21 protein-coding genes and 1 pseudogene are annotated in these 21,517 nt (G+C 43.5%); 14 read left to right on the top strand and 8 right to left on the bottom strand.

Translation table 11 applies throughout. The annotated features are described in order from the left end of the window. Nucleotides 1-306 precede the first annotated feature (306 nt). Nucleotides 307-2,214: a tetratricopeptide repeat-containing diguanylate cyclase gene (locus tag IW644_RS06435; protein ID WP_269916909.1), complete on the top strand. Its 1,908-nt coding sequence runs from the start codon at nucleotides 307-309 to the stop codon at nucleotides 2,212-2,214. Nucleotides 2,215-2,293: 79 nt separating this feature from the next. Here IW644_RS06435 and IW644_RS06430 read toward each other — a convergent pair whose 3' ends face one another. The 3 genes from IW644_RS06430 to IW644_RS06420 all read right to left on the bottom strand — a co-directional run bounded on the left by IW644_RS06430 (nucleotide 2,294) and on the right by IW644_RS06420 (nucleotide 4,942). Continuing rightward, nucleotides 2,294-3,181 carry an SDR family NAD(P)-dependent oxidoreductase gene (locus IW644_RS06430; protein WP_269916908.1) on the bottom strand — a complete coding sequence of 296 codons (888 nt, stop codon included), beginning with the start codon at nucleotides 3,179-3,181 and terminating at the stop codon, nucleotides 2,294-2,296. Between the two features lie 424 nt (nucleotides 3,182-3,605). Then, a complete protein-coding gene (locus IW644_RS06425) occupies nucleotides 3,606-4,298 on the bottom strand; it encodes an SDR family oxidoreductase (protein WP_269916907.1) in 693 nt (230 codons plus the stop codon). Between the two features lie 92 nt (nucleotides 4,299-4,390). Continuing rightward, entirely contained in the window at nucleotides 4,391-4,942 is a 552-nt protein-coding gene (locus IW644_RS06420) for a type 1 glutamine amidotransferase domain-containing protein (protein WP_269916906.1), read from the bottom strand. Between the two features lie 308 nt (nucleotides 4,943-5,250). Here IW644_RS06420 and IW644_RS06415 point away from each other — a divergent pair, with 308 nt between their 5' ends. From IW644_RS06415 to IW644_RS06395, 5 genes are all read left to right on the top strand, one after another. Continuing rightward, nucleotides 5,251-6,204, top strand: a complete 954-nt coding sequence (locus IW644_RS06415; RefSeq protein ID WP_269916905.1) for a YihY/virulence factor BrkB family protein — start codon at nucleotides 5,251-5,253, stop codon at nucleotides 6,202-6,204. A 140-nt stretch (nucleotides 6,205-6,344) separates the two neighbouring features. Beyond that, on the top strand, nucleotides 6,345-6,572 hold the full coding sequence (locus IW644_RS06410; protein WP_269916904.1) for a hypothetical protein: 228 nt from the start codon (nucleotides 6,345-6,347) through the stop codon (nucleotides 6,570-6,572). Nucleotides 6,573-6,612: 40 nt separating this feature from the next. Then, nucleotides 6,613-6,831: a hypothetical protein gene (locus IW644_RS06405; protein WP_269916903.1), complete on the top strand. Its 219-nt coding sequence runs from the start codon at nucleotides 6,613-6,615 to the stop codon at nucleotides 6,829-6,831. 275 nt (nucleotides 6,832-7,106) lie between these two features. Continuing rightward, entirely contained in the window at nucleotides 7,107-9,524 is a 2,418-nt protein-coding gene (locus tag IW644_RS06400) for a marine proteobacterial sortase target protein (protein ID WP_269916902.1), read from the top strand. Then, nucleotides 9,517-10,080 carry a class GN sortase gene (locus tag IW644_RS06395; RefSeq protein WP_269916901.1) on the top strand — a complete coding sequence of 188 codons (564 nt, stop codon included), beginning with the start codon at nucleotides 9,517-9,519 and terminating at the stop codon, nucleotides 10,078-10,080. The genes IW644_RS06400 and IW644_RS06395 overlap by 8 nt, the downstream gene beginning before the upstream one ends. 25 nt (nucleotides 10,081-10,105) lie before the next feature. Here IW644_RS06395 and add read toward each other — a convergent pair whose 3' ends face one another. Next, complete coding sequence (gene add / locus IW644_RS06390; protein ID WP_269916900.1) at nucleotides 10,106-11,107, bottom strand: adenosine deaminase; 1,002 nt, start codon at nucleotides 11,105-11,107, stop codon at nucleotides 10,106-10,108. A 286-nt stretch (nucleotides 11,108-11,393) separates the two neighbouring features. Here add and IW644_RS06385 point away from each other — a divergent pair, with 286 nt between their 5' ends. After that, complete coding sequence (locus IW644_RS06385; RefSeq protein WP_269916899.1) at nucleotides 11,394-12,290, top strand: hypothetical protein; 897 nt, start codon at nucleotides 11,394-11,396, stop codon at nucleotides 12,288-12,290. 81 nt (nucleotides 12,291-12,371) lie between these two features. Here IW644_RS06385 and IW644_RS06380 read toward each other — a convergent pair whose 3' ends face one another. Then, nucleotides 12,372-13,013 carry a peroxiredoxin-like family protein gene (locus IW644_RS06380; protein WP_269916898.1) on the bottom strand — a complete coding sequence of 214 codons (642 nt, stop codon included), beginning with the start codon at nucleotides 13,011-13,013 and terminating at the stop codon, nucleotides 12,372-12,374. A 271-nt stretch (nucleotides 13,014-13,284) separates the two neighbouring features. On the opposite strand from IW644_RS06380, the gene IW644_RS06375 reads away from it, so the two are divergent. The 3 genes and pseudogenes from IW644_RS06375 to IW644_RS06365 all read left to right on the top strand — a co-directional run bounded on the left by IW644_RS06375 (nucleotide 13,285) and on the right by IW644_RS06365 (nucleotide 14,815). Beyond that, complete coding sequence (locus tag IW644_RS06375) at nucleotides 13,285-13,833, top strand: YaeQ family protein (protein ID WP_179984191.1); 549 nt, start codon at nucleotides 13,285-13,287, stop codon at nucleotides 13,831-13,833. After that, nucleotides 13,833-14,140, top strand: a pseudogene (locus IW644_RS06370) (hypothetical protein). Before IW644_RS06375 ends, IW644_RS06370 begins: the two are co-directional and overlap by 1 nt. Nucleotides 14,141-14,404: 264 nt before the next feature. Next, the gene (locus IW644_RS06365) at nucleotides 14,405-14,815 is read left to right on the top strand and encodes a hypothetical protein (RefSeq protein WP_269916897.1); all 411 of its coding nucleotides are present in this window, start codon (nucleotides 14,405-14,407) and stop codon (nucleotides 14,813-14,815) included. A gap of 88 nt (nucleotides 14,816-14,903) precedes the next feature. Here the strand turns inward: IW644_RS06365 and IW644_RS06360 are convergent, their stop codons facing one another. Next, nucleotides 14,904-15,362, bottom strand: a complete 459-nt coding sequence (locus tag IW644_RS06360) for a retropepsin-like aspartic protease (protein ID WP_269916896.1) — start codon at nucleotides 15,360-15,362, stop codon at nucleotides 14,904-14,906. 330 nt (nucleotides 15,363-15,692) lie between these two features. Here IW644_RS06360 and IW644_RS06355 point away from each other — a divergent pair, with 330 nt between their 5' ends. The 3 genes from IW644_RS06355 (at nucleotide 15,693) to IW644_RS06345 (ending at nucleotide 18,385) form a co-directional block, all read left to right on the top strand. Next, on the top strand, nucleotides 15,693-16,061 hold the full coding sequence (locus IW644_RS06355) for a hypothetical protein (RefSeq protein ID WP_179984195.1): 369 nt from the start codon (nucleotides 15,693-15,695) through the stop codon (nucleotides 16,059-16,061). Between the two features lie 192 nt (nucleotides 16,062-16,253). Further along, a complete protein-coding gene (locus IW644_RS06350; protein WP_269916895.1) occupies nucleotides 16,254-16,928 on the top strand; it encodes a nitroreductase family protein in 675 nt (224 codons plus the stop codon). Between the two features lie 284 nt (nucleotides 16,929-17,212). Beyond that, nucleotides 17,213-18,385 (top strand): sugar efflux transporter, encoded by a 1,173-nt coding sequence (locus tag IW644_RS06345; RefSeq protein WP_269916894.1) that lies wholly within the window; start codon nucleotides 17,213-17,215, stop codon nucleotides 18,383-18,385. Between the two features lie 123 nt (nucleotides 18,386-18,508). On the opposite strand, the gene nei is transcribed toward IW644_RS06345, so the two are convergent. Further along, nucleotides 18,509-19,330, bottom strand: coding sequence for an endonuclease VIII (gene nei, locus IW644_RS06340; protein WP_269916893.1), 822 nt, complete (start codon nucleotides 19,328-19,330; stop codon nucleotides 18,509-18,511). Between the two features lie 200 nt (nucleotides 19,331-19,530). Then, the gene (locus IW644_RS06335; protein WP_269916892.1) at nucleotides 19,531-20,655 is read right to left on the bottom strand and encodes a zinc-binding dehydrogenase; all 1,125 of its coding nucleotides are present in this window, start codon (nucleotides 20,653-20,655) and stop codon (nucleotides 19,531-19,533) included. A gap of 173 nt (nucleotides 20,656-20,828) precedes the next feature. On the opposite strand from IW644_RS06335, the gene IW644_RS06330 reads away from it, so the two are divergent. After that, a complete protein-coding gene (locus IW644_RS06330) occupies nucleotides 20,829-21,425 on the top strand; it encodes a hypothetical protein (protein ID WP_269916891.1) in 597 nt (198 codons plus the stop codon). Nucleotides 21,426-21,517: the final 92 nt, after the last annotated feature.

Here is a 21,517-nt window from a genome sequence, read left to right as displayed (position 1 = left end):
GCTAAATAACGTCGTAGCGCCGCCAGCGCTTTGAATCCGTATATTTAAAGCGTCTAGTTAATCACGAAATTATAAATAATCAGTAGCATGTAAAATTAAACATAACAAAATATGCACAAGATGGGCGGTGTTAATATTCTTTTGCTGATACACTGAATGCTTTAATTGCATTATCCTGTAGTTAATGCCCGTTATATCTATTTAGTAAATGGAAGTGATATCGTTTTCGTGAAATTAGTTTCAAGCAGCTTTTGTTTCCTTATTTTGATGCTATTACTCTGTGTACCAGTGGAGGTACGCGGGTCTTTGTCGGCTCCACAGAAACAAGACCGTTCAGTTCCAGCAACCTCTGTCAGCATCGATAAAATGAAAGAACGTGCACTGTCTTTATATAAAGCAGGGAATTATGAGCAGGCCATTTCAATATTTTCAACGATTGCTAAAGCATTAGAAAACCGAACTCGCGAAAACGACGTGTCTGCGTTGGGCAGGGCCTACACCTATATTGCACAATCATATAAAAGACTTAAGCTACGCAAGGAAACTGCGGCTTTTTACAGGAAAGCGTTAGCCACTTACAAACGCATCGATAGTAAACGCAATATCGCGCGCACTTTAAATACCTTGGCGGAAGCCGAACGCTATCTTGGTAATTTAGATACTGCGCTGAATTTGGTCATGGAAAGCTTACGCATACACGGAACGATTGACGATCCGGAAGGGAAAGCCAAAGCGCATATGGGCGCGTCGATTATTTTGCGTTACATAGAAAATTACGAACTCTCTCTTGAGCATTTAAAGCTAGCTTATGCCTATTTCAAACGAGAAAACGATGCCGTAGGAACGGCCAAAACAGCGAACGAAATAGCCCACCTTTATGTGCGTTTGGCTGCGTTTGAAGAAGCTAGATCGTTTTATGAGGTCGCCTTAGAGTACCCAGCTGATCAACTTCCCCCTGCCACAGTAGCTACCGCTTTGCGAGAACTAGCTGGGATTGAGGCGATAGCAGCAAACTACCAAGAAGCGCGTAACTACGCTAACCGTGCTATGGCTATTTACAACACACAAAATGCACCTGAAAAGAAAACCGCTGTATTTCGAATTATTGGTGACGCGTATAAAGGCGAAGATAACCTTACTAAGGCCATTTACAACTATCAGGCGAGCTTGAATATCGCTAACGAACTGGATAACAACTTATTTAAAGTAAAAGCGCTTTTGCCACTGGGCGAAACATACTTTCAGCAACAAGACTTAACAGAAAGTAAACGTGCTTTTGAAACAGCGCTAACGTTTTCTGAAGACTTGCGAAACAAAACATACCGTTTGGCGGCACTCAAGGGGCTGCGAGAGGTAAGTTCTGCGTCTGGCCAGTATAAAGCTGCCCTCGAATTTGCTGAGAAAGAATTGGCGCTAAGTGAACACATACAGCTTGAAAACAGTGAAAAAGATTTGGAGAAAGCCAAAGCCAAATTGCTGTCGTTTAAATTAGAAAACGAGGTGGAAGCACTTAAAGAACAGTCTCGTTTAGATGAGCTAGAAATAGCGAGACAGAATAGTGAAATTGAAATATCGCGAAAAGAACAACAAATAGCCAATCTTCAATTATCGAAAGAGCGATACGTAAAGTTAATGTTATCGCTAGTGGTTATCGTGTTAGTAAGCATCGCTTTAATTTTATATCGAAGCTACACCATGTCGCGACGTAAAAACGCAGAGCTTAACTATCTTGCTACTCACGATTCGCTAACCGAATGCTTTAACCGGCGCTATCTGTTTGATTCATTGAGAAGTCTTTTTTCAGAATCACACGCTACAAACTCTGCCTGTCTTGTGATGATAGATATTGATCACTTTAAAAAAATAAATGACGACTTTGGTCATAATGCAGGGGATGAAGCACTCAGAGGCGTAGCACACGTACTGCGCCAAAACATATCAGACGGTGACGTGTTAGCGCGTTTCGGCGGAGAAGAGTTCTGTATGGTGTTGTACAACATTTCTCTAAAAGATGCCTTGACCGTCAGTGAACAAGCTCGTTCACAAGTGGAAAGTTACGGCTTTGGCGAAATAAAACTAACTTGCAGTATTGGTGTTACCTCAATTGAACTTGGCGCTTCATCACCTACAGAGCTTATAGAGCAGGCTGATAAAGCGCTTTTCTTTTCAAAGGCTAACGGACGTAATCAAGTCAACGCTTATACCGCTACCTAGTTAGCGATTACTTGTATTACTTGATTCCCGGTTACCCGATTTCCCAAGTCGAAAAGTTAAAACGAAAAATAAGCTACCTTTAAAACGTAACAATTTCATCGTCTTTGAGATGTCCCACAGCTGGGCTTAATTCTGCATCTTCAAAAGCCGCATCAATGGCTTTGAATCTACCTGTGGTAACTTTTCGATAGTTAGGATGGGTATAGATATAAGTTTGTTTTGATTGAAGGGCTTCTATTACACGCTCTGCGAGCACAGAGGCTGCTATACCGGACTCAACCGCCTTAGTTGCCGCTTGAGCGCCTGCTTTGAGCTTATCTTTATCAATGCGCTTTTCAGCTGCCACTGCATACTTTTCCTGTCTGTTTCTGTAAGACTCATGGATACGAGTTTTTACAAATGCTGGGCACAATACCGAGGTATGAATACCAAAGGGTTTCAATTCTGGCACCCAACTTTCTGTCATAGATACCACCGCCGCTTTTGAAGCGCAATAAGCACCCGCATATGGCATTCCCATCATTCCCGCCATTGACGCTACGTTTAATACCCAGCCTCCTTCGCCGTGTTCTTTGATGGCTGGTACGCATGCTTGTGCGCCGTAAAGTACACCCATTACGTTAACATCCATAACCCAGCGCCAGGTTTCATGCTCTGAATCTTCAACTTTGCCCGGCGTGCCGCCCACACCAGCATTGTTAATAACCATGTGAACCTTGCCAAATTTCTCTTTAGCATTGACAACTATATCTTCCCACTGAGAGAAGTCGGTTACATCTAGGGCGCAAGTCAGCACATCAAAACCTTGTTCGCGTAATCCTTTGCTTGATTCGGCTAACGCCACGTTATCAATATCGCCCATAACGATATTCATGCCCTGCTGCGCCAACGCTTCTGCTAACGCTAGCCCTATGCCACCAGCGGCACCAGAAATTATGGCAGTTTTACCCGCAAATTCATTAGACATCCGACTCTCCTATTATTTTTGTAGTGCTGTAGGCTTATTGCATAGACCTTCTCAACAAGCACGAAAGAAAGATTTTTCCGTTTAGTTAACTAACACCTAGGTTAGTCATTCAGCACTTATAGAAACAAATAGATTAGGGGTAAACCAACGGACAACATACTTTATTTGGTTAATTTGGAATGCTTCATGAAACTGATAAGCTACGTTATGACAGAAAGGCTGCGTAATGTCAGATAAGCTACGTAATGACAAGAAGGCAGCGTGATGTTAGATAGACTGCGTAACGTCAGGTAGTAAGTATTAACAAAAGATATATAGAGTGAATAAAAGCTGAGAACAAAGATGTCGTGGGGATAAGTTGGCAAAGAAAAAGGCAGCGTAATTACTGCCTTTCTTCCAAACCTATTAGGTGATGCTGGCCTTCTTATTTTGCAGGCATCACATAAACTTCTCGAACACAGGCCGAATCATCTGCACTTAGCGCGAACAATACCGACTTTGCTATATCTGCTGGCTGAAGCTTATCTTCCTTCGGCTCGTCAAAAAATGGCGTATTGACCATACCGGGGCAGATGGTAGTGCATCGACCACCCCATTCACGCATTTCCTCGGCAAGATTTTGGCCGAAGCCATAGGCGAACCACTTGCTAGCACCGTAAACAGACCCCTTAAGGGCTACTCTTCCGGCTACAGAGCTAGTAATAATAAAATGCCCCTTCGTTTTTCGAAGAAGAGGTAAGCTAGCTTTAGCGGTATAGAGTAAACCGTTGACGTTAGCCCCTAACATGCCATCCCAGTCTTCTACATCGCCTTTTTCAATGCCGGCAGCTTTGGCACCGCGCCCAGCGTTGGCAAATACGCCATCTAAACGGCCAAAATGTTCATTCACTTGCTCGAAAGCGCGGTTCACCTCATCAAAGTTACTCACATCAGCTTTGACAGCGTGGGCATTGTCTTGGCCCAATTCATTAACTAACTCTGTTAACTTATCTTCACTTCGCGCTAAAAGCGCAACTTTGTAACCTTCATCAACCAGTTGCTTTGCCGTTTCTTTGCCTATACCGCTAGAAGCACCGGTAATCGCAATAACCTTGTCGCTCGGTGTAGAGTCTGACATATCATCTCCCATTTTTAACTTATAGAAATTAGCGTAAGACAACTTCTTTCACAGCTTCACACTGTGAAGAGCAGCTAAAGTTAGGAAAGACACTATGCAATCATCTTACTAATTTGGTCGACAAAAGCGGGGATATCGTTAGGGTTTCGGCTTGTAACTAACTTATCGTCGGTTACAACTTCTCTATCTACCCAGTTCGCACCTGCGTTTTTCAAATCCGTTTGAATGCTGGGGAATGAGGTGAGGGTAGCGCCTTTCGCTAGACCCGATTCCACTAACAGCCAAGGGCCATGGCAAATTGCACCTACCGCTTTGATGCTATCAGTATTGTTTGCTTCTTTAATAAAGCTTACCGCGTCTTCGTTGGTACGAAGTACGTCTGGATTTATCTGACCGCCCGGAAGTACAAGGGCATCGTAATCACCCAGCTTGGCCGATGTAACCTGCAAGTCAACATTTACGTCTTTACCCCAGTCGTCTTCATCCCACGCTTTGATAGAGGTTTGATCTTCAATAGACAAAATATCAACTTGTGCGCCACGTTCTGTGAACATCTCTTTAGGTTGAACCAATTCACTTTGCTCAAAACCATTGGTTGCTAAAATAGCAATTTTTTTACCCTGAAGGTTTTGCGTGTTGCTCATACTAGTTACTCCTTTTGAACGTTCTATCGAATTCCCGAAGCCCTCCTAACGCCGAAACGATTAAACAAAGCTCCGCATGTCAATTTAGTAAAAAGTAAACTGCAAATTACAAACCACCATCTTAAAAAGCCAGTAAACTGTTATTTTATAAGCATTTATTCATCGCAAGTTAAATAAAAACTTATTAAAGACTTCACCAATTATTTGCACACCCCATGAATGATTTACAAAGAAGATTAAGCCGTCTTCTTCTTTTTGGTGTATGAAAGAACACAAACGCGTACTTATCGAAAAAGATTCGAGGAACTATGAGCAAGGGACGATTCAGCCACGCAAAATCTGCATTCGAGCTTTCACTGAAAAGCTGGTGGAGCATAATAAAACGTATATTCACTAGCCTGCAAAAAGACAATATTCCCCTTATTTCGGCAGGTGTTGCTTTCTACTGTTTATTAGCGATATTCCCATTACTCGGTGCAACTATCGCCCTTTACGGTCTTATGGTTTCGCCACAGGAATTACAAAATCATATGTCTTTACTTGTTAACGTAGTGCCAGCTGATAGCCGATATATAATTGAAGAGCAGCTTACCAATTTAACCGAAAAATCGAGCACAGCTTTAGGCTGGGGCTTTCTATTTACCCTTTTGCTCTCACTTTGGAGTAGTAGCAAAGGCGCTAATGCACTTATTAAAGCCTGTAATATTACGTACAGTGAATCGGAAGGGCGAGGCTTTTTAAAAGGGATACTGGCTCGTGTGACCTGCACGATATTCATGATTTTAACTGTAATAGTCGCCCTAGCCTGCATTACCATTTTACCAGAAGCGATAGTCTGGATAACGGCAAAGTCTATTAGCGCAGAGCAAGCTACATGGATAACCTGGCCCATCATGCTTGGCTTGTTCAATCTAGCCTTATCAGCGTTGTACCGCTATGCTCCACATCGACGTGAAGCTCAATGGCGCTGGGTAACACCGGGGTCACTGTTTGCTACCATATTGTGGCTAGTTGCATCCTTTGGTTTCTCTTTCTACCTGAATGAGTTTGCAAGCTATAACAAAACTTATGGTTCTGTGGGCGGCATTATCATCTTACTCATGTGGCTATATATTAGCGCTTATATCATTCTTATTGGCGCAGAGGTGAATTCGGCAATAGAGCTTCAAACAACAGCAGATAGCACTAAAGGCGAAGACAAGCCTATGGGCGAACGCAATGCTTTTGTAGCTGACCATACCCCAGATGATGTGAAACGCTAGTGGTTACAAATTAAGCATGGCGCGGTAATATTGAAGGTAAACTTTGTAAAACTATACCTCTATTCAGTTATTTTCATTCAGTGTTTTGTATATCTTTTCCCTTACCCAATGTTGGGTAAATTCATAAAAGGAATTATATAATGCAAGAATTAAGTTTTACTGAAATAGAGAACGTTTCCGGCGGCTGTGAAGAGCACTGTTGGGGTGATTTTAGCTGGGGAGGCTTTTGGGCCTCAGTAGGTGCTGGCGCCATAGGTGGAGCAGCTGCTGGCTTGGGCGGCGCTGCCTTGGGCGGCTTATCTAGTGGTTTAGGTTACGCTGGTGGCAAAATAGGCGACAAAATGTCAGAACGCACGACAGAAGAATAAAAAACCGGAGGCGTTACGCCTCCGACTTTGGAGTTTTTCAATGAATATATCAATTTTACAAATAGCTAAATATATTGCCTACATGCTTTCGATAATTGTAGTAAGCGTATTTGCGTTAAATACACTTTCATCGTTTTTTCATCTTCATGAGCATGCTGAAATAGTTATTACGTCAATAGTCATTTTCGTTATAACGCTACTTTGTACTATCGTAGCGAAAAAGCTAAATGTCTTCCCCTCCCCTACAATCAAGCGCTAGCCTATAAACAACTGCATCTGTATGCAACGTGTTTTTTGGGCTGACGCTTTTAAAACTTGGCTAGTTCTTCGCTGCTATTTTTCACTGCTTTTTCGCTACAACAGTTCGTTTGATGTTAGCGTATTTAAATGTTGCGCTTTGCGAATGCTCTGAACAGTAAGCGGAAAACACACTTTCGCCATTTTTCTTCACCACCTCGCCATAATAACTGTTCATAATTCGCCCTAATCGGGGCGTTTAATAATAGGTATCGTCACTTAAAACGAGCTTATTCCATGCTATTTACCAAACCACCCAAGCGTGACTACTTCAACCCTGGTCATATACATAAGCCCTTGTTTCGCGAGCGGCCACATTCGTCAAAGTCTCGCAGTCATACCTTGTTAATACTTGTGTCACTCCTGTGTTTCTTACTTGGCGTAGTGGTAAGCCCATTAAGTCTCGCACAGTCTGGTGAACTAGTGATGCAGAGCGAAGATGGAGAGTCGACGCCAGCCTTATTACATTCAACTCACGTTGAGCTGCAAGTTAATGGCATGATTGCCCATGTTACCTACTCTCAAACGTTTACCAATGATACCGATGAATGGAAACATGGTGTGTATACCTTTCCGCTCAATGAAAATGCGGCGATAAATAGTATGGAAATGCTTATTGGCGATAGGGTTATCCTGGGGAAAATAAAGCCAAAAGTACAAGCCGAAGAAGCGTTTGATGCAGCAAAAAAAGCAGGAAAGAAAGCCAGCTTAACGCAACAACAACGCCCAAACTTGTTCATTCAACATCTGGCAAACATCGCTCCGAGTGAAAAAATCACGGTTAAGCTACAGTACATACAGCAAGTTAACTATGACAATGGAGAGTTTAGTTTTCATCTACCTACAACCCTCACCCCACGCTACATTCCGGGTATACCCATCAAAGATTTAAGCGATACGGTTCTTTCTACACAGGCTTTCGCTAACAGTGATAAAACTGAATTCAAAAGTACTCAAGCCCCGCAAAGTGCAGGCAACAACAGCAGCCGTTTAACTAACAACAACACATTTATCTCAGGCTGGGCGCTACCCACAAATGAAGTCAGTGACGCCGATAAGATAACACCGTTTATGGCGCCAGCTCAGCCCGATAGCAATACGAATCAGCTTTCATTCAATGCAACTATAAACGCAGGAGTGCCTCTTGATTCCATCAATAGCACAGGTCACAAACTTAACTGGCACGCTATTGAAAACGCTAGATATCAATACCGCGCTTGGCTTGATGATAAACAAACACCCATGAACAAAGATGTGTGGTTGCGGTGGCGTCCATCGAAGGATTCTACCCCACAAGCAGCCTATTTCGCTGAAGATATAGATTCGGACCACTACGCGTTAGTCATGTTAACACCGCCTCAAGTTAACCCTGACGAACTTCAAGACTTTCCGCGGGAGGTTACTTTTATCATAGATACCTCGGGTTCGATGGGCGGACGTCCCATTCAAGATGCCAAAGCCGCGTTGAAACTAGCTATTGAAAGACTAGACACACAAGACAGGTTCAATATTGTGGCATTCAATACAAGCTACACAAAATTATTCAGCCAACCCGCGAATACCAAACCGCATAATATAAAAACTGCTCTGGCTTTTATCTCTGAACTGCACGCTAACGGTGGCACTGAAATGGCGGGCGCCCTTTATGAAGCGCTAAACGTACAGCCAAAAGAAAACCACATTAAACAGATTGTATTTATCACTGATGGTGCCGTAGGTAATGAAGCTGCACTCTTCTCAATGATTCAACAACAGCTAGGTAGCGCAAGGCTTTTTACAGTAGGAATTAGTAGCGCACCTAACAGCTATTTTATGACCCGCGCAGCTCAATTCGGGCGAGGTAGTTACGTATTTATCGACAACCAAAATAACATTCAAAAAGAAATGCAGCGCTTGTTTAGCAAGCTTGAAAGCCCGGTGTTGAGCAATCTTTCTTTAACCCTACCTAAGAATATGCGGCATAATGATAACGTTGAAGTTTATCCAAAACGACTGCCTGATTTGTACGCTGGCGAGCCACTGCTCATTAATTTAAAGGTGCCCGACCTTGCCCCCGAAGACCACGAACATGGCAAAGATTTGGTTGAAAACACCGCAGACAACAGCCTGGTACTTGAAGGTACATTAACCGACAAAGACGGTAATACCCATAGATGGCAACGCAGTATAAAAGCTCGTTATTTAGCAGCTGAGCGCAATAATAACGTAAGCGATAATTCGGCCAATACTAAACCACCACGCTCAACTCAAAGCAAAGGCATCGCTACCGCATGGGCACGTAAAAAAATTGCGGCGCTGATGGATGAAAAGGCTCTTGGTAGAGAAGAAAACGAGGTTAAAAACGACATTATTAACGTTGCCCTAACGCACAACCTCATTACGGCATATACCAGCTTTGTTGCTATTGAAGAGGTAGTATCAAGACCTGAATCGGTAAACGTTTCATCGCAGAATATAAAAAACCTAATGCCGCAGGGTACACAAATGCGCGCCGTTAACTATCCGCAAACTTCTGCTAATATTAACTTTTACCTCGCTATTGGTGCTCTTTCATCCCTCTTTTTGGTACTGCTTTACTCATGTGACATTCAGCGTTTTCTTTTAAGGCAATGCCGTATTTTCATAAAAGACAAAAGAGTAAAGCACAATGGTTAAGCCCAAAGTACTCATAAGTGTATTGCTTGTTGCGGCTGTAACCTTTGGGTTTGGTAAAGCTGCGTGGATAACGATAAAAGCAGAGTTAGCCCAAGTGCTGATTGAAAAAGCCTGGGCAAAGACCTTACAAACGGGCGCTGAAGTTAAGCCTTGGCAATGGGCAGACACGTGGCCCGTCGGGCGATTAGTGCACCCAAAAAGTGATACCGACTTGTATATTCTAGAAGGTGCCCAAGGTAATGCATTGGCCTTTGGCCCAGGAAGACATATCAATGCAGGAGAGTTGGCCAGTGAAACCAGCGTCATTGGAGGCCACAAAGACACCCATTTCGCTTTTCTTGAAAAGGTAAATATTAATGATGCGCTACAACTTCAAACGTCTGATGGGATATGGCACCCCTATCGAATTTCAGCCAAGCGCATTGTTGATATAAAAAACCAATCGCTGAATGTTCAGCTCAATCAAAAAAGGCTGTATTTAGTCACTTGTTACCCATTTCATACCATCGCCCAAGACAATCATTTGAGGTTAGTTGTCGAGCTTAAGCCTTCATAGAATCTAAGCTATGGGGTCAGTGTCGTTACCCTGCCCCCACTTTCTTGATAAGCGCGGCTTTCTCGCTTTCGCTTAAAAACGCTATTGCTAAGGCGTTTTCTTGCGCTTGCTTAATATGAGAAGAAGTCAGGCCTGCTTGCTTAGCCGCTACATTAAACTCGTGATCTAGCTCTATACCTTGAACGGCCGGATCGTCAGTGTTTAGGCAGGCTAATATGCCATGATCTAAAAAGGTTTTTAACGGGTGTTCTGGTAATGAAGTGACCGTATTGGTAAGTATGTTACTAGTTAAACAACTTTCTATGCCAATGCCCTTATCGCGCAAATAGTCCATAAGCTTACTATCATAAATGGCATTAACGCCGTGGCCTATTCGCGTAGCACCTAAATCATTGATAGCTTGCCAAATACTCTGAGGGCCCACCGCCTCACCCGCGTGCACTGTGATAGCTAACCCCTTTTGCCGCACCTGTTTAAAGTGCTCTACGAACAAGTTACCCGGAAAGCCTTTTTCATCGCCCGCTAAATCAATGGCAGTAATGTGTGTTTTGCACGCCAGTATTGCATCTAACTCTTGTTGACATGCTTTTGCACCATATGAACGCGACAATATACCTATCAGGTTAACTTTAACATCGTACTCTTTGGCTGCGCTATTTACACCGTCTATAACAGCCTCAACCACACCTTGTGTAGGCAAACCGTGGCTTTCAGCCATAAAGTAAGGGCTAAAGCGCAGCTCTGCGTAATCAATGCCCTGCTTTGCCGCATCTTCAACGTTTTCAATAGCCACACGTCTACAAGCATCAAGATTGCCTAAAACCTTAACGCCCCACGTTAGCTTATTTAGAAACGATAACAAATCCGGCGCGATTTTCATTACTTGAACGTGCAGTCGCAACCCCTCTATCGAGTTAGCGGGCAGATCAATATTAAACTGCTGCCCAAGCTCAAGAATGGTTTGCGGACGCACATTACCATCTAGGTGGCGGTGTAAATCTAGAAGCGGAAGTGTGTTATTGATCATGGGAATACGATTTGAATAGGAGCATTCTCAAGTATAACACCTGCCGCATCAAACCTCGCTTTCTGTCCGAAAATAACTTTTTTATAGCGGGACAAAACTGTGCTTTTTTTGAAACGAAATTTGTTTTAAGTTTCATTCATCGTATCGGCGCAATACTGTCGATGCTTTTGCAGTTTTTCAAAGCCACGTTCTCTCAATTTTTGATGTGGGCTTTGTATAAAAGCTCTTTTCCATTTAAGACTAACCGGTCACCTCCCTTTACAACCTAAATAACAGGAGCACAGTTATGTGCGGAAAGTGCATAGAAGGCTGCTATTTAGCAGGCTGGCGTAATGGTGCGTATTCATTCGAACACATGCAAGAAGACCCCGAGTTTATGGGACTAGATGTGATGGCCGCCCATGGGTTTGTCGAAATAGTTTGTTCGCCAGGTACGTCAATTGAAGATATAAAAGCGCTCGGCCTAAATTCATCGCCAATGATGGCATGGGCCGGGTATGTTTATTCGACAAGTTCGCCCCACGCTTCTGTCAATTTGGCCTGCTATGACTGTTACCTAGAAAGCCAAAAAGCGAAACGTTATTCAACAGACAGCGAATGGGTAGAGCTTAATGCTCGCTACCCAATAGTTGCGCTATTTTTGGATAACTTAACGTTGCAGCACATCGGTAATTATTCGGATGCAGCTCTTCTAAATGGAATAGGATCGTTCTTGCTTGCCATTCATGGTAATGGCTATTACACCTTTGAATTTGTGACATCGATGTTTGCTGATGAAGGTGTGTTCCCAATTGTTGAACTAAGTAAAAACGCTAAACCTTCTTTATTTGTTGATCACGCACTTGAGATCTTTTTGCTTACCGAACACCTATTGCACTACCGGCCTTTAAGTTGGGTGCTTCAAGCGGCACTCAGCATTGACCTAACGTGCGATTTCGACAGCTATCACATGTCATGGCGCCGCTATACGGCAAATCGCGTTTTGCAAAATTTGAATATTGACGATATAAAAACGTTGGGAGGGACACTAGCGCTCAATACTATTCACGCGGTCTGTCAGCGCAATGTAGAAAATAAACCGCTGCTTAAAGCACTATTGAACGTAGTAAAAGACTGTAAGGGCGATACCTACATTGAACCTACAAAACTAGCTTCGCAAATCGCAACGCTACTTTCCGTTTAAGTGCTGGCGGCTTTTTAAGTGGTAGTGGCGATAGCTTATCAAGGCTCAAAGACTGCGCCTTGATAAGGCTTGCACGAGTCATTACATCTCTTTTTTAAGGGCTTTCGCTACCGATAATACCAGTTCTGCCGAAGGGCGAACTTTGTAGTCTGGGTTCACATAACTAAATAAAACCTTCCCTTTTTTATCTAGCATAAAAATAGCAGGCGCTGGCAGCACGCTTTTTCCGCTTTCATCTTTGGTTAAATCAATACCATAGGTTTTGTACTTTAAGTCAGTCATGGTATCCACGTAGAACCCAACGCCGAATTCGCGGATTGTATCTAACTTATCGTCAGATAAGAGTGTAACCAAAAACTGAGTTTCAAGTTTTTGCTCTTGTAAACGCGCAGGTGATTCAGGCGAAATTGCCAATATCTGATATCCCATGTCCACTAAGTCTTTTTCAATATCTTTTAGCTGGGCAAGCTGTTCGTTGCAGTATGGGCACCACCCGCCACGATAAAAAAGTACAATACTGGGCTTTTGCATAGTCAGCGCTTGTAAGCTTACCGGTGATCCGTCAGCCATTTTAAGCGTTGTTTTGGGCGCAACCTGGCCATTGAGTAATGGCGTCACCGAATTAGCATCTTCTGCAATGGTTCCGCGCTCTAAAGCATGTACATTTGATATACCCGTAATACAGGCGAATACCATAGCTGCCATAGCGACGAGTCTTTTCATTAATCCTTCTCCAAATTTATATTCTTATTGTGGCTTGTTTACTGTTTTAGTTATTCGCGCTTCGCGCGATGCCCAAGAACATGACCGAGAAGGTTTGTTTAAAATTTCATTACCCATGAAAATAAACGCGTACTTACCTGTGATATAGGCCTCTTAGCTACAGCAGGCAACGCATTTTACTGGTAATATAGCGTCAAAATTTGCTGTAGCGTTTGTTCGCATGGCACACGAGGCTTTTCTCAAGCCTTAATAAAAACAAAGCAGGATCACCATGGCTCTTAAAGCGACCATTTTTAAAGCTGACATATCAATAACAGATATGGATCGTAACTACTATAACGATCACAACCTTACTATTGCCCGGCATCCATCTGAAAATGACGAGCGCATGATGCTGCGTATTATCGCTTTTATTGTTAATGCGCATGAGCGCTTACAGTTCACCAAAGGGCTGTCTGACGATGAAGTGCCTGATTTGTGGCAGAAGAGCTTTAGCGATGAAGTCGAATTGTGGATTGAGTTAGGTCAACCGTCAGAACAGCGTATCAAAAAGGGCTGTAATCAAAGTCAACAGATGATGATTTATTCATACGCTGACAATAGCTTTGATGCCTGGTGGAAGAAAGAGCAAAACAAGTTACAGACAAGAAAGAACCTATCAATTTTTACTTTGCCAGAGCCACTAGCTGCTACGTTGGCGAAAGCAGTTCATCGCTCTATGCAAATACAGGTTACCATTCAAGACGGGCAAGTTTGGTTAACCATTGAAGGTGCCGATGTCACCGAAAGCGTTGAAGTAGCTATCGAGAAACACCTTTAATGAAAAAGCTCTCTGCCGTTCAGCTTAAACAACAAGCACTGGTTTTCAGTATAGCCGATAGCTTAGAAGCACAAGGAATTGAAGAACTTGAAGGTATGCAACAGTGTTGGTTCGACGTTCAATATCATCAATTCCCAGGTTCTTTACTGCTAAGATTTCAGTTCGAAAATGAAGAGACACTGTCACGGGCCGAGCCTGAATTAAAAAAATGGCAGCGACGATTAAGCGCAGCGCTACTTAAAAAAGTGTAGTTTTGAAAGACATGCGTCGACATCTTGTGTTTACTACGCAAGGTCCAGAAGATTAACCCGCGTAGTACATCACAAAATAACATCTTGCGACGCACTTATTTTCTATAGATCGCACTTTTTTTGTTATAAACCTTTCATTTTTCCACATAAAGTCTACTTACACTTTACTAGATAAGTAGGCTAGACTGAGTTGGTTGAATATCCAGCTTGCCAAACATTAATATTAAATGGCTAGTAACCCTTAGCCTTATGCTGCATGTTCGAACACCATGTTGACCGGTTATAAAAATAGCCACTATCCCAGTAAAAGGAGCTTCATAATGAAAACTAAAGCAATGGCGTTAGCACTACTACTGTCTTTAATGGGCTGTACAGAGTCTAGCGAAGAAACAAAAAGCGAAGTAAGCAAAGAGATGGAAAAAGCGGGCGAGACTACTTCTGAAGCCTATGAAGAGGCTAAAGAAGGCGCGGCAGATTCTTGGGATGAAACCAAAGACGCGACGTCTGATGCCTACGAAGACGGTAAAAAAATGGCTTCTGATGCCTATGAAGATGGCAAAGAAATGGCTTCAGACGCATACGAAGACGGCAAAGATATGGCCTCTGACGCGTATGACGCAACTGCAGAAAAAGCAGGTGAGTATAAAGATGCAGCAGCGAAGAAAGCACATGAAGCTTGCGTGAAAATGAAAGAGCAAATGGGCGGCGACGTTAGCGAATGCGACGATTAAGTTAATCGCACTATAAAAAATTAGAGAGCGAGCCTTCGGGCTCGCTTTTTTTTTGGCATTTAATTCGGGCTGCAGTTTGAAGCTAAGGCTAATCGCAACCCGCTAAAATCACAGAATCGGACGTTATTGTTAAGGGGGCAACCCTTAGTAACGTGTTAATGCCTAAAATGTTATTTCCTTTCGGAAGCACAGCGATCTCCACCGGCCCGACTTCACAAGTGTTACCAATTCGAACAGAATTTAACTGATACTGAGATATCTTTACAATCTTTCCGTTCGCCATTCTTGCTGCCGAGGTTCGAGTGGCAAGCAGCTTTTGGTTGCGTGTCAAAGCATCGAAGGTGGCTTGATTTAGGGTCAGCAGACTTGAGCCCGTATCCAATAAAAATGAGGCATTCACATTGGACTCCAAGGTTGCCTCTAAATAAAGCGTGCCGCCTTTGCTTTGTGAAAGTGGAATACTTTGTTCTATCGCCGACACTGTCGATGCAAAAGCGAACAATAAAGTTGATAGCGCCAGTGATGGCACCTTGAATTTTAACTTCACCGCAAGTGTACCTTGTGCCGGTTCTAAATAGGTATTAGGTGACAGCAAGATAAAGACCAAAAGCTAAGTGATTGATTTAGCCAGCAGTCTTTAAAACTAAGCTGTTCCATAGCACCAGAACGGTGCAGCCACTCATTTTCCCTGCACTATGGTTAACCATCTAATTTCTATCATGGCCCGTTATCACTAAACTCGTTCGCGGTCTTCTTGATTGTTAAAACTTCTTGTAAGCAGCCAGGTGATAGCAAATGACTATCACCAATCGCCATTGTTTAGAACTTTTTTGGTCATACAATATACTAAAGTAGCAATTCAATAAGAGGACACAACATGAAATTACGCTATGTATTGGGTTCATTAATTACCGCGGTTTCACTTGGCGTTTCTGCAAATGCAGCACAAGCAATGTCTGCATCAAGCGATGAAACTGTAGATGTGCAAGTTGTCGATTACTCTGGCAAGCCACCGTTCAAACGCAAAATCGTAAGCTTGTCGGTTAACGATGTTGCACAATTAGAATCGGTAGGGCAAGACGCCATCGAGTATGTAGAAGTGAAAGACGTCATTATGCGCGGTAAGCCACCATATCGTAGAGTGACGAAAATGATGCCAGTTTACGACGTAGCCCAACTTGAAATACTCGAAGAACAAGCTGACACACAAAAACGAGGCACGCGCCCGCCGTTCAAACGTCACTAATAGACATTTGCAGTACCCAACCTATTGCACCAAAGCGATTCACTTTTGCCTGAGTGAATCGCTTTTTTATTGTGCATACGTAATAACGTGACCTGTTATTTTGCTCTGTACTACAACATTCGTTTTGCCCGTTTTATTTTTAATAACGCGTCAGAAGCGATAAAGTAATAGAAAACAAATAAGAGACAGTAAATGCAGCCTCACGACCATTCACCACTCAATGATTTTATTGAATATCCTGAAGAGCAAATGCTAGCTCGCAGCAAAGAATTTTTGAAAACCATGCAGCGTCGCCACAGCATTCGACACTTTAGCGACCGCCCCGTTGATAAAGCAGTCATTGAAAACTGTATTTTGACCGCTGGCACTGCACCTAGTGGAGCGAATCATCAGCCTTGGCATTTTGCCGCAATACAGTCGCCCAAAGTAAAACAACAAATACGCGAACAGGCTGAAGCCCATGAGCGCGGGTTTTATAATGGGCGTGCTGGGCAACAGTGGCTAGATGATCTCAAGCCGTTAGGCACTGATGCAAGTAAGCCTTATCTGGAAACAGCGCCTTGGCTTATAGCCGTATTCAGTCAAAAATTTGGTGAAACAGAAACTGGTGAAAAAAGCCAAAACTACTATGTGCACGAATCAGTGGGTATCGCCGTGGGCATGCTTATTACCTCACTTCACAACGCAGGTTTAGCAACCTTGACCCATACGCCTAAACCTATGAACTTTCTAACCGACGTGTGCCAACGACCAGACAACGAGCGCGCTTACATGCTCATTATTGCAGGCTACCCAGCAGATAATGCCACCATTCCGGCTCACGCCAAGAGTAAGAAGTCGCTTAGCGAGATTGCGAGTTTTCTATAGAACAAGCGCACAAACTTGGCTTGTGCGCACACACTAATAACAGCGTTTAAGCAGCACAGCTTTAGCGAACAATAGATTTGTAAAGCTTTGCTGTGCCGTTCCCCCCTTTTTCATCTTATCCATTAGAAAGCACGTGATAACAAGCCATGTGGGCCGAATACTATTAACGACATAGACATGAGAAATGCAGCACTTATAATGCGTCCTCGTTATTAAGGGCTGCGACCTTTTCTTTACGAATTTCGGTCAAACATGTTTAACAGTCCCTCGGAGCTTGTACCCTCATGTCATCGCGTCACGCATTTTCACCGCAACTTCCTTTTCTACTGTTAAGTCTATTAACAGGGTTAACCTCGTCTTTTGTTACGCCACTGATGAGCTATTTTCTGATTGACGAGATAAATGTTGAGCCTATATATATCAGTATTTATATGGTTTCCGTGACATTATCAGGCTTGGTGGTCAGTCAATACTTAGGTCACTTGGCTGACAAAGGTTTTAACGCAAATCGTCTTTACGGACTTACGATGGTTTGCGTAGGCATTGCTATGGTCGCGTTTATATTTAGCGAACAATTTTGGCACGTGTTTTTAGCTGGCGTTTTGTTTATGTCGGTAGGTGCCGGGGCTGTATCTCAGATGTTAACCGTTTCGGGGCTATGGGCAAAAAATCAAGACATTGATTTAGCGGCATTTAACTCAAAAGTGCGCGCGGCCATCTCTCTTGCTTGGGTGGTAGGCCCCCCACTGGCATTTACGCTGGTTGCCAACTTTGGCTTCGCCGCGTCTTTTTCAGTGGCTATCGTTTGTGTGATTGTGGCAACACTCTTTGTCGTTAACGTTGTGCCACCACAAAAAGCCAGTCAACGGTCATTTAACACTTCGCTAAAAGGCTCACTTTCTCTGCCTTTTTGGCTGGTTGGTTTGGCCATACTTGCCGGAATGGCAGGTAACGTTATGTACTTATCTTCAATGCCTTTGTACGTTATGAATGAGCTAGGGCTAGCGGAAAATTTGCCAGGGCTAATGATGGGCGTGGTAGCCGCGCTTGAAATACCTACTATGCTGCTAGCGGCAAAGTTAGCGCGACGCTTTCCTCCTGCTGGGATCATGGCAGTGGCGTTTATTTTTGGTTGTTGCTTTTACGTCGGCGTATATTTCTCTCAATCGAGTTGGGAGCTGTTAACACTTCAAATATTAAATGCCCTGTTCTACGGTTTATATGCTGGCATTGGATTGACCTTGCTGCAACAACAAGCGCCCGATTTGACTGGGTTTACTTCAGCGTTTTATTCAAATGCCACCCGAGTAGGTATGATGCTAGGCACCATTGGCGCGGGCACCGTGGCACAATTTTTTAGCTTCAGAGATGCCACTATCGGTTCGCTCTGTATCGCCATATTTGGCCTAAGCGTGATGCTGGTATTTATGTTTGTAAAGCGTCGAGTACATCGCTGAAGGCTACCTAGCCTCATTGATTGGGTTACACGCAAAACTCCATCAAAATGCGATACCGCTTAATACACAATCTAGCTTAAGTCGATAGTAGATCATCTGTAGGAAAAAAGTGACCGTTCGAGATCACTTTGCCTGACATCGACCACACCAATAGAGCCGTCGCCCATTATACGTCTGTCGCTTTATTGGAGTGGCGCAGACTCTACAAGGCTGCTCTTCCCTGTCGAACACCATAAACCGCGTGCCTTCAAAGTTAACGCCTTTTGCTTCAAGCACTTCGCGTAGTTCTGTGTACACGGTATAACCACCAGTTTCATAGCTGCGTTGGCAGATGGCTAAGGTATGATGCGATAAGCAACGCAGCTGCTCATCATCTAATTGAGAAGGTTTTAGTGATGGGTGAACGCCTGCAGCAAATAGGATTTCACTGCGAAGGTAATTTCCCAGTCCTGCCATAAAGCGCTGATCTAAGTATAAACCGCTAAGTGCCCGGTTATAGAATGCTTTTGAACGTAATCGTTCTAACACCAGCTCTTCTGTTACCGAATCGTTGAGTACATCAGGCCCTACCCGCTTTAAAAAAGGATGTTCATGAATGGTTTGTGTTGGCCAAATACTAATGTCGGACGCGCTATACAAAATAGCACTGTGTGTTTCGGTATGAAGCCCTACTCTTAACTGACGCTTAGTATCAGGCATTTCATTGCGTTTGCAGGTATGCCACACTCCATAGAGCTGATTGTGAGAATACATAGAAAGCCCATTGCTAAAATGGGTGATCAGCGCCTTGCCACGGGTTTCCATACGCAAGACTTTTTCGCCTTCTAGCTGCTTAGCGTAGGGTTTAAGCTGCGCTAACCCAAACTCTACTTTTTCTAAGGGTGTATCTTTAATTACTGCTTCGACTTTGTCTGCAGCACGACGAATTTCAGGACCTTCAGGCATGTTGCTTTTTTAATACCTTTTACTAGTTTTTACATCACCTTAGGCAGGCTTTTATCATCCTTTCATACAGTTAGCACTGAATACAAAAAGGGCCCGGTGACCTTTAATGTACCTTTAAACCGTGGTTTATACATCAAAGATCAACGAGCCCTTCTACTTTAATCTATTAAATTAAAGCATGGAGCTTTAAAGCTTAGGCACTAGTCGCCTTTATTAGGCACAATCAGATATTTCGTACCTGTCTTTTTCGCATTATACAAAGCCACATTCTCTGGCTGTAACGCTTCTTCAAGACTTAACTCTTTACTGTACGATGAAGCAAAGGTAGTGTTAATTTCCGTAGCCACTTTTTGATATAGCTCGCCTACGCGTTTCTTATCAAGCTTGCCTAAGAAGCGCATTAGTAGCCAGCCACCAATACTCCACGTCATACCGTAAGCGCGGTTTAAGATTGTCGGAGAGAAATCTAAACCGCCGTAGATATACACTTGCTTATTGCTGTCAGAGCCATAAGTGTTGAAGCCTTTTGCATCTTTACTGCCCGACGCTTCCATCATAGTAAGGATATCGCTAACTAGCTCGCCGCCGCCAATGGCGTCGAACGCAAGTGTAGCGCCAGTGCTGTCGATGGCCTGGTAAAGTTCAGCTTTAAAATTCTCGCTGCTGGAATCAAGCACAATTTTCGCGCCAATACCTTTAAGTAGGTCTACCTGCTCTTGGCTACGAACGATATTGACTAGCTCTACGCCTTCCTCTAAACAAATTTTGTTTAGCATTTGCCCAAGGTTAGACGCCGCTGCAGTGTGAACCAAGGCTTTGTGCCCTTCCATACGCATGGTTTCAACCATACCAAGTGCAGTAAGCGGGTTAACAAATGAAGACGCAGCTTGTTGCGGCGTAGTGCTATCTATATGAGGTAAACATGCCTGCACGGGTACACAGGCATACTCGGTATACGCTGCGCCGGTAAGAATAGACACGGTCTTGCCCATCAAAGCCTGCGCTTCAGGGCTGTCGCCCGCGGCAACTACTGTGCCCGCGCCTTCATTCCCAATAGGTAAAGTTTGGTCAAGACGTGACTTGATACGGCTTAGCAAAGGCTTGTGTACCGGCGCAACCAATGCATTCTTATCAGCATCGAAGGTCGCCTTATCAAGACTTGCCGGGCCAAACATGGGCCACATATCTGACGGGTTTATTGGAGAGGCTTCCATGCGCACAATAACCTCATGTGCCTTCGGCTCTGGAACATCTACCTCTTTTAGCGATACCTGAAGCTCACCTTCTGATGTAATTAGCGTAAATAGTTGTTTAGATTTATTCATATTGACTCTTGTGCCCTAAAAATTAAACGCTCTATGTACTGTTAAGCTAACACGCCACCACTATCAGCAGTATTTATATTTCGAATACATATGCGTTTCGATGGTTTATACACCCGATTACCTAGATGAGTTACACTGCAAAGCGAATATCGACTTGTAATAGCGAATAAAAAATGAAAAGACACTGTATATACCTCTTTCTAGGACTCATCGGCATAAGCAATGTGGCGTTTGGTAAAGCTGCACCTTTGGTCTCAATTCCTACTCACGACGCATTTTTTAACTCAATAAAAGCGCACTGCGGTAAAGCGTTTCAAGGGAAAGTAAGTAAAGATAATGTTGGTAATACCTTCGGTGATGCAGAACTTGTTATGCACATACGAAAGTGTACAGACTCAGAAATTCAGATACCTTTTCATGTGGGTGAAGACGCGTCCCGCACCTGGATATTAACAAAGACTGGCGCTGGTCTTATGTTAAAACACGACCACAGAAATAAAGACGGCAGTTACCACTCTTCAACCATGTACGGCGGGCACACTGTAGATGAAGGATACGCCCAAGTTCAATCATTTCCCGCAGACGCCTACTCAAAAGCATTATTTATAGAATCTGGGATAGCAGCATCCACCGATAACGTGTGGCAAATGATGATTTACCCCAACCGCTTTAGCTACCGGTTGATTCGCCCAGCGCGCGAAGTCCAGGTTGATTTCGTTCTAGATAACACAGTCCCCGTTCCCAGTACGCCTTGGGGCTACAAAGATTGACTGAGGCCGAAACTGGACTCGGGTATCGTTGCGTTTATTACCACAACACCATATAACAAGTTTTAAATTTCTTCTTTATCTTGTCCCAACAT

The organism is Alteromonas sp. PRIM-21 (genome assembly GCF_027563165.1).
GTDB lineage: Bacteria > Pseudomonadota > Gammaproteobacteria > Enterobacterales > Alteromonadaceae > Alteromonas > Alteromonas macleodii_A.
Note: the sequence above shows the minus strand (reverse complement) of the source record. Positions and strands in the feature narration are given on the sequence as shown.

What these genes read in the sequence shown, in the direction of transcription:
- IW644_RS06345 (WP_269916894.1), top strand. Translation starts at nt 17,213, where the DNA reads ATGTCATCGCGTCACGCATTTTCACCGCAACTTCCTTTTCTACTGTTA.
- IW644_RS06350 (WP_269916895.1), top strand. Translation starts at nt 16,254, where the DNA reads ATGCAGCCTCACGACCATTCACCACTCAATGATTTTATTGAATATCCT.
- IW644_RS06395 (WP_269916901.1), top strand. Translation starts at nt 9,517, where the DNA reads ATGGTTAAGCCCAAAGTACTCATAAGTGTATTGCTTGTTGCGGCTGTA.
- IW644_RS06335 (WP_269916892.1), bottom strand. Translation starts at nt 20,655, where the DNA reads ATGAATAAATCTAAACAACTATTTACGCTAATTACATCAGAAGGTGAG.
- IW644_RS06410 (WP_269916904.1), top strand. Translation starts at nt 6,345, where the DNA reads ATGCAAGAATTAAGTTTTACTGAAATAGAGAACGTTTCCGGCGGCTGT.
- IW644_RS06365 (WP_269916897.1), top strand. Translation starts at nt 14,405, where the DNA reads ATGAAAACTAAAGCAATGGCGTTAGCACTACTACTGTCTTTAATGGGC.
- add (WP_269916900.1), bottom strand. Translation starts at nt 11,107, where the DNA reads ATGATCAATAACACACTTCCGCTTCTAGATTTACACCGCCACCTAGAT.
- IW644_RS06330 (WP_269916891.1), top strand. Translation starts at nt 20,829, where the DNA reads ATGAAAAGACACTGTATATACCTCTTTCTAGGACTCATCGGCATAAGC.
- IW644_RS06385 (WP_269916899.1), top strand. Translation starts at nt 11,394, where the DNA reads ATGTGCGGAAAGTGCATAGAAGGCTGCTATTTAGCAGGCTGGCGTAAT.
- IW644_RS06355 (WP_179984195.1), top strand. Translation starts at nt 15,693, where the DNA reads ATGAAATTACGCTATGTATTGGGTTCATTAATTACCGCGGTTTCACTT.
- IW644_RS06415 (WP_269916905.1), top strand. Translation starts at nt 5,251, where the DNA reads ATGAGCAAGGGACGATTCAGCCACGCAAAATCTGCATTCGAGCTTTCA.
- IW644_RS06375 (WP_179984191.1), top strand. Translation starts at nt 13,285, where the DNA reads ATGGCTCTTAAAGCGACCATTTTTAAAGCTGACATATCAATAACAGAT.
- IW644_RS06405 (WP_269916903.1), top strand. Translation starts at nt 6,613, where the DNA reads ATGAATATATCAATTTTACAAATAGCTAAATATATTGCCTACATGCTT.
- IW644_RS06425 (WP_269916907.1), bottom strand. Translation starts at nt 4,298, where the DNA reads ATGTCAGACTCTACACCGAGCGACAAGGTTATTGCGATTACCGGTGCT.
- IW644_RS06420 (WP_269916906.1), bottom strand. Translation starts at nt 4,942, where the DNA reads ATGAGCAACACGCAAAACCTTCAGGGTAAAAAAATTGCTATTTTAGCA.
- IW644_RS06400 (WP_269916902.1), top strand. Translation starts at nt 7,107, where the DNA reads ATGCTATTTACCAAACCACCCAAGCGTGACTACTTCAACCCTGGTCAT.
- IW644_RS06380 (WP_269916898.1), bottom strand. Translation starts at nt 13,013, where the DNA reads ATGAAAAGACTCGTCGCTATGGCAGCTATGGTATTCGCCTGTATTACG.
- IW644_RS06430 (WP_269916908.1), bottom strand. Translation starts at nt 3,181, where the DNA reads ATGTCTAATGAATTTGCGGGTAAAACTGCCATAATTTCTGGTGCCGCT.
- nei (WP_269916893.1), bottom strand. Translation starts at nt 19,330, where the DNA reads ATGCCTGAAGGTCCTGAAATTCGTCGTGCTGCAGACAAAGTCGAAGCA.